This is a genomic window from Candidatus Nitrosopumilus salarius BD31, assembly GCF_000242875.2.
Lineage (GTDB): Archaea > Thermoproteota > Nitrososphaeria > Nitrososphaerales > Nitrosopumilaceae > Nitrosopumilus > Nitrosopumilus salarius.
In genome coordinates, this window is the sequence record NZ_AEXL02000153.1 from 1 (window position 1) to 5,395 (window position 5,395).

General features: G+C 32.1%; 6 protein-coding genes. 3 read left to right on the plus strand and 3 right to left on the minus strand.

Annotated elements, in window-relative coordinates; genetic code table 11:
* Positions 1-172: 172 nt before the first annotated feature.
* Positions 173-649, plus strand: coding sequence for an Hsp20/alpha crystallin family protein (locus BD31_RS08820; RefSeq protein ID WP_008301438.1), 477 nt, complete (start codon positions 173-175; stop codon positions 647-649).
* Between the two features lie 97 nt (positions 650-746).
* The gene (locus BD31_RS08825) at positions 747-965 is read left to right on the plus strand and encodes a hypothetical protein (protein ID WP_008301434.1); all 219 of its coding nucleotides are present in this window, start codon (positions 747-749) and stop codon (positions 963-965) included.
* Positions 966-1,053: 88 nt separating this feature from the next.
* Here BD31_RS08825 and BD31_RS08830 read toward each other — a convergent pair whose 3' ends face one another.
* Both BD31_RS08830 and glnA read right to left on the minus strand, forming a co-directional pair.
* On the minus strand, positions 1,054-2,382 hold the full coding sequence (locus BD31_RS08830; RefSeq protein WP_008301443.1) for an APC family permease: 1,329 nt from the start codon (positions 2,380-2,382) through the stop codon (positions 1,054-1,056).
* A 102-nt stretch (positions 2,383-2,484) separates the two neighbouring features.
* Entirely contained in the window at positions 2,485-3,930 is a 1,446-nt protein-coding gene (gene glnA, locus BD31_RS08835) for a type I glutamate--ammonia ligase (protein WP_008301430.1), read from the minus strand.
* A gap of 132 nt (positions 3,931-4,062) precedes the next feature.
* Here glnA and rnhB point away from each other — a divergent pair, with 132 nt between their 5' ends.
* Positions 4,063-4,683 (plus strand): ribonuclease HII, encoded by a 621-nt coding sequence (gene rnhB, locus BD31_RS08840; protein WP_008301441.1) that lies wholly within the window; start codon positions 4,063-4,065, stop codon positions 4,681-4,683.
* Here the strand turns inward: rnhB and BD31_RS08845 are convergent.
* Positions 4,680-5,395 (minus strand): fibrillarin-like rRNA/tRNA 2'-O-methyltransferase (locus BD31_RS08845; RefSeq protein WP_008301432.1); only part of this gene is annotated, 716 nt, incomplete at its 5' end. The genes rnhB and BD31_RS08845 overlap by 4 nt on opposite strands.

The window sequence follows — 5,395 nt, forward strand, 5'->3', positions numbered from 1 at the left end:
TTTGATATTTTCTTTGAATTAGATTATCTGTCTTACTGTTTATCTTGTAAACACCTTTATCCTTTTCTTTATGTTTTGCAAATTCACCTAAACTGAAAACAGTAACAAACATGATTCTTAAAAGTGATAATTAACGATATTCGATTAATATCATTTTACCATCTAATTATTAATGGCAAAAACAAAAAAACCTACAAAAACAAGTTCTGCTGTAACTCCATCTAGAACATCAAGTTGGTTTGACATTGACAAATCCATTGAAAATTTGAGAAAAGAAATGGAAAAAGCATTTTCATCTTTTCCATCAATATCCATGCCTACAATACCTCATACATCTTGCGACATTATAGATGAAGGAAACCAATTTCGAGTAAAGATGGATACTCCTGGAATCAAGAAAAATGAACTAAAACTCAATGTGACTGATAATTCCATTGAAGTAACAGGAGAACACAAAGAAGAGGAAAAGAAGAAAAATTATCTAAGAAAAGAAAGACATAGTGTGTCATACTATCAAACAATTCCTCTTTCTGAAAAAATCATTCCAGGAAAAGTGAAGGCAAAACTAACTGATGGTGTACTCGATATCACATTACCAAAAACAAAACCCACACCTGCCCCAAAGAAAAGATCTGTCAATGTACAGTGATTTTCTTTTTTATGTTATTTATATTAAAAATCAAACTTCTATTTTCATACTTGAGAACTTTGAACTTGTTTAAGTGTAAAGATAACTAACTTAACTCATGGATACTCAATCACAAAAACAAATTGACGATATTATGATTGAAACCAATGAAAAAGTCTCTGCAATTGTAAATGAAATTAGAAATATTAGATTCTCCAAAATGGTTGAAAAAGATAAAGAAACAAAATGTGATAAATTACGAGAGGAATTTGAAAAAGTCATGTTTGAAGAGGAGAAAAAAATAGAAAAAATAATGTCTGATAACAATGAAAATTGATGAAATTGAAAAAGAGATGGGAAATATTGAACAACAAATTAAAAATTCACACATATCAACTCTAAAACCTAAACAATGATAATTTGATTTAGATGTTGTTTTGATTGTTATCTTTTGTAGTACTTTTTGTTTTTCTAAAAACAAAAAAGTAAAGTGCTAATCCAACAACTGCATACACGAGTGAAACAATTTTTGCAGAATCGCTAAGAAAATACATCAAACCTATACAACTTGCTGCTCCTAAAATTGGAACTACTGGATATATTGGAACCTTGAATAATCGTTGAGTTTTAGGCTCAGATCTTCTTAATTTGATTAATGCTAAATTCACAAACAGATATGTGAAAAGACTCCCAAAATTGACTATTGATGCAATGATATCGATATTATTATAAAATAATCCTGCAAAAATTACTATGATTAAACATCCTACTATGATGGACACATATGGAGTTCCAAATCTCTTACTAATTTTTTCAAATTGATGTGGGAGCAATCTGTCTCTACCCATAGCAAAACTCGCTCTAGTTCCCCCAAGTAAACTGCTAAGAACAACTGAACCAGCAGCAATCAGTGCTGAAAACGAAATAAAGTCAAAAAACATTTGGTTGTCTGATATAACGGATGCTATGTTTCCTAATGGATGAGCGTCTTTTGCTTCATCATGCCAATCAAGAATTCCTACTAAGATAACAGCTACACACATGTATAGAACAAAGGTTACCGCAAATGCTAGCATCAGCGCTTTAGGTATTGTTTTTTGTGGATTTTTTGTTTCTTCAGACATCATAGTGACAGTGTTAAATCCAATAAACACAAAAAATATCACTGCAGCTCCACTTAACATTCCTCCAAAACCGGTAGCAAAAAATGGAGTGTAATGATCAACATCAAAATGTTGAGTTAGATAAAAACCGCCAAACATTAGTAACAAAGAAATGGCAAAAATTTTTATCAAAACCATTACTGATGTAGTTCTTGTCGCTTCTTTTACTCCTAAGATATTCAATAAGCCTAGTATTATTGGCAAACCAATCGCTGCAAGTAGCATAGGTAATGCGCCCTCTAATCCGAACATTGATGTAAAATATGCTGCAAATCCAACTGATACTGCAGCTCCACCTACCATGTAATCAAAATACTTGAACCAGCCTACTAGGAAACTCCAAAACCTCCCAAATGCTCTTTTTGTATATGCATAACTTGCACCTGTATCTGTGATAAATGATGAAAGCTCAGCTGCAGATAATGCAGTAAGCATTGCAATCACACCTGCAATTAAAAATGACAGTATTACAGCAGGGCCTGCAATTCCTGTAGCTACTCCACTTAGAACAAAAATTCCTGCACCAATAATATTTGCAATACCTACCGATGCTGCCCCAAAAGTTCCAATATTTCTTTTTAGTTCTGACATATATCCTTCAATGTTTACTAACTGATTTATTGTTATTTAGAATTGTTTTACCGCAAATTTAGGTTAAAAACACTTCAAAAATGTAAATGGTATTTTAAATCGTTATGCATCTGCATACATAGAAACTTCCCATGCTGTTGGTGTTTGTGCAAAAGCAGTGTATTCCTTGTATTTTAAATCAGAATATTGATCAAGAAAATCTCTTGTAAATACATCTTCTAGGAATTTTGAATCACTTGCAAGAGAATCAAGAGAACCTTTCAATGATACAGGCAAAGAGCCAATGTGATATTCTCGTTTCTTTTCTGTAGAAAGCTTGTATACATTTTCTTCTACAGGATCTCCTGGATCAATTTTGTTTTTTATTCCATCTAATCCTGCCAATAACAATGCAGCTTCTAAAAGATAGATGTTTGCAGTTGGATCCGGTACACGGTATTCCATTCTTTTACTTTTCTCTTGGTTTCTACTATACATTGGAACTCTAATTGCAGCAGATCTATTTCCTAATCCCCAACAAACATTGACGGGTGCTTCAAATCCTGGTACAAGGCGTTTGTAAGAATTTGTAGTAGGGTTTGTTATTGCACATAAAGCTGATGCATGACTTAAAATCCCTCCAATGTAGTATCTGCCAATTTGACTCATCTGAGCAACTTTATCGTCTTGATCATACATTACATTGGTGTTTTCTTTCCATAAACTCTGATGTGTATGCATCGCAGATGCATTATCTCCAAAAATCGGTTTTGGCATAAAAGTTGCAACTTTATTTTTTCTTTTAGCTTTAACCTTGATCAAATTTTTAACTGCAATTACATTATCTGCCATTGCAATCATTTCATCATAAACTAAATTGATTTCACATTGACCCGAGGTAGCTACTTCGTGATGTTCAGCTTCTATTTTTATTCCAAAATAATTATACAAATCATCACAAACATCTTTTCGAAATCCTTCAAGTGTATCTTTTGGCTGTGATGGATAGTATCCTTCTTTGAGGTCTATGGCAGTACTTACATTTCCTTTAGCCCAAGGGGATTCTTTAGATTCAATGGAATATCCAGACCCACCATAAGAATGGGTTGCAGCGTATGGTGATGGATAAACATTGATTGTATCAAAAACAAAAAATTCTATTTCAGGCCCCCAATTGGTATGAGTTATTCCTAATTCTGTTAGTTTTTCTGAGGCCTTATGCGCAATACCTCTGGAATCTCGATTATATCTTGATTCCTTGTTAACACTACCATCATACAAATCACAAAATATTCTAGCATTTTTTCTATTGCCAGGATCATAATCATTTGGAAGAATTTTAAACGAAGTTGGGTCAGGCATTAAAATCATGTCTGAATGATTTACAGCCTTGAATCCAACAATTGAACTGGCGTCTAATTTTTCAAGACCGTTTACAAAACTATCTTTATCAATTGCATAGCTTGGTATTCCTACATTGTGTAATTCACCAAAAATATCTACAAACCAAAAATCAATAAATGCTATATTCTCATTTTGTATAGTTTTTAAAACTTGATCTGAATTCAATTAATAGTTCTTGTAAATTAGTTTACTAATGTTGTCTTGTAAGCCAGAGTTGTCAAGATAGTCAGGTTAATTTAGAATTGTGATTTTTTGAGTGTAAAATGAGTTTAATACCTGTCTTTTAAAATAAAACACGTGCAAATTTGCGGCGTTGATGATGCTGGACGTGGTTCTATGTTGGGGCCTCTGGTTATAGCTGGAATTTCATTGGATAAAAAAAACCTAAAACAATTATCTTTACTTGGCGTAAAAGACTCTAAAAAACTTTCTCCAAAATCACGCGAGGATCTTTATAAAAAAATTATTAAAATTGCTGACAGTTATTATGTTGTAAAAATATCTCCTAAATCAATTGATGCCAGTGTAAAGAATCACTGTCTTAATGTTTTAGAGGCAAAATACATGGCAAAAGTTGTATCAAAATTAAATCCTGACACATCATATGTTGATTCATGCGATGTCAATCCATCTAGATTTGGACGAGAAATATCCAAAATGTCTGACAATCATAAAATTAAATCCTACCATCACGCTGATAGTAGATTTGTAATTGTTTCAGCTGCATCTATTCTTGCTAAAGTAGCACGTGATAGAGCCATAACGAAATTAAGAAAAGATCATAATTTAGGGAGTGGATATCCTTCTGATTCTGTAACTGTCAAGTTTGTGACTAATTATTATAAAAAAAACCATGTCATGCCTAGTTTTGTGCGTAAAAGTTGGAAACCTGTACAAAAAATCGTAGAAAACAACTAGGTTTTGTATTTTGCAATTAACATTGCATGATCTTTATCATATGGATGCAAATCTATTGATTGTAAAATATCAAATTTCACTCTCAGTTTTTCTTTTTCTTCCTCTACAATTTTTTGAGGTGATTTTGTAACATCGATACTTCTTGTTTTTATTACTAAAAAGAAATACCCATCTTTTTTTAGAAATAAGTTGCAATTATCGATTGCAATTTTTGTTTGATCAGGCTGTGCTATATCTACGTAAACAACATCTACTTTTCCAAATACTGAAAAATATTCTTTTGGTTTTCTAGCATCTTGTAAAATTGGCATAATATTTGATCTAAATGATGCTACTCTGTCTAAGAAATCTCTTGCAACTCGACTTGCATGTTCAACTGCAAAAACAACTCCGCTAGGGCCTACGATATCTGAAATGTGACTAACTGTAGTTCCAGTAGATGCTCCTAAATACAAAACCTTAGTTTTATTTTCAAAGGGAAAATATTCAAGTTCATTCATTATTGCAGCTGCTAATTTACTTCTAAACGGATCCCATAATCTATATTCTACTCCTTTTTGAATAATTAATTTTTCTTTGTAAACTTGATTTCCTGGAACTAAATTTTCAGTAGCTATTTTTTTTTGCCCTTCTGATTTTATCCAAAAAAACGATTGATTATCTTCTTCCAAACTTCTTTCTCTTTTTGTTTGAATCTGTTCTTTGTTTATTT

Bases quoted from the DNA above. Each gene is read 5' to 3' on its own strand.
- BD31_RS08820 (WP_008301438.1), top strand. From the start codon at position 173: ATGGCAAAAACAAAAAAACCTACAAAAACAAGTTCTGCTGTAACTCCA.
- BD31_RS08825 (WP_008301434.1), top strand. From the start codon at position 747: ATGGATACTCAATCACAAAAACAAATTGACGATATTATGATTGAAACC.
- BD31_RS08830 (WP_008301443.1), bottom strand. From the start codon at position 2,382: ATGTCAGAACTAAAAAGAAATATTGGAACTTTTGGGGCAGCATCGGTA.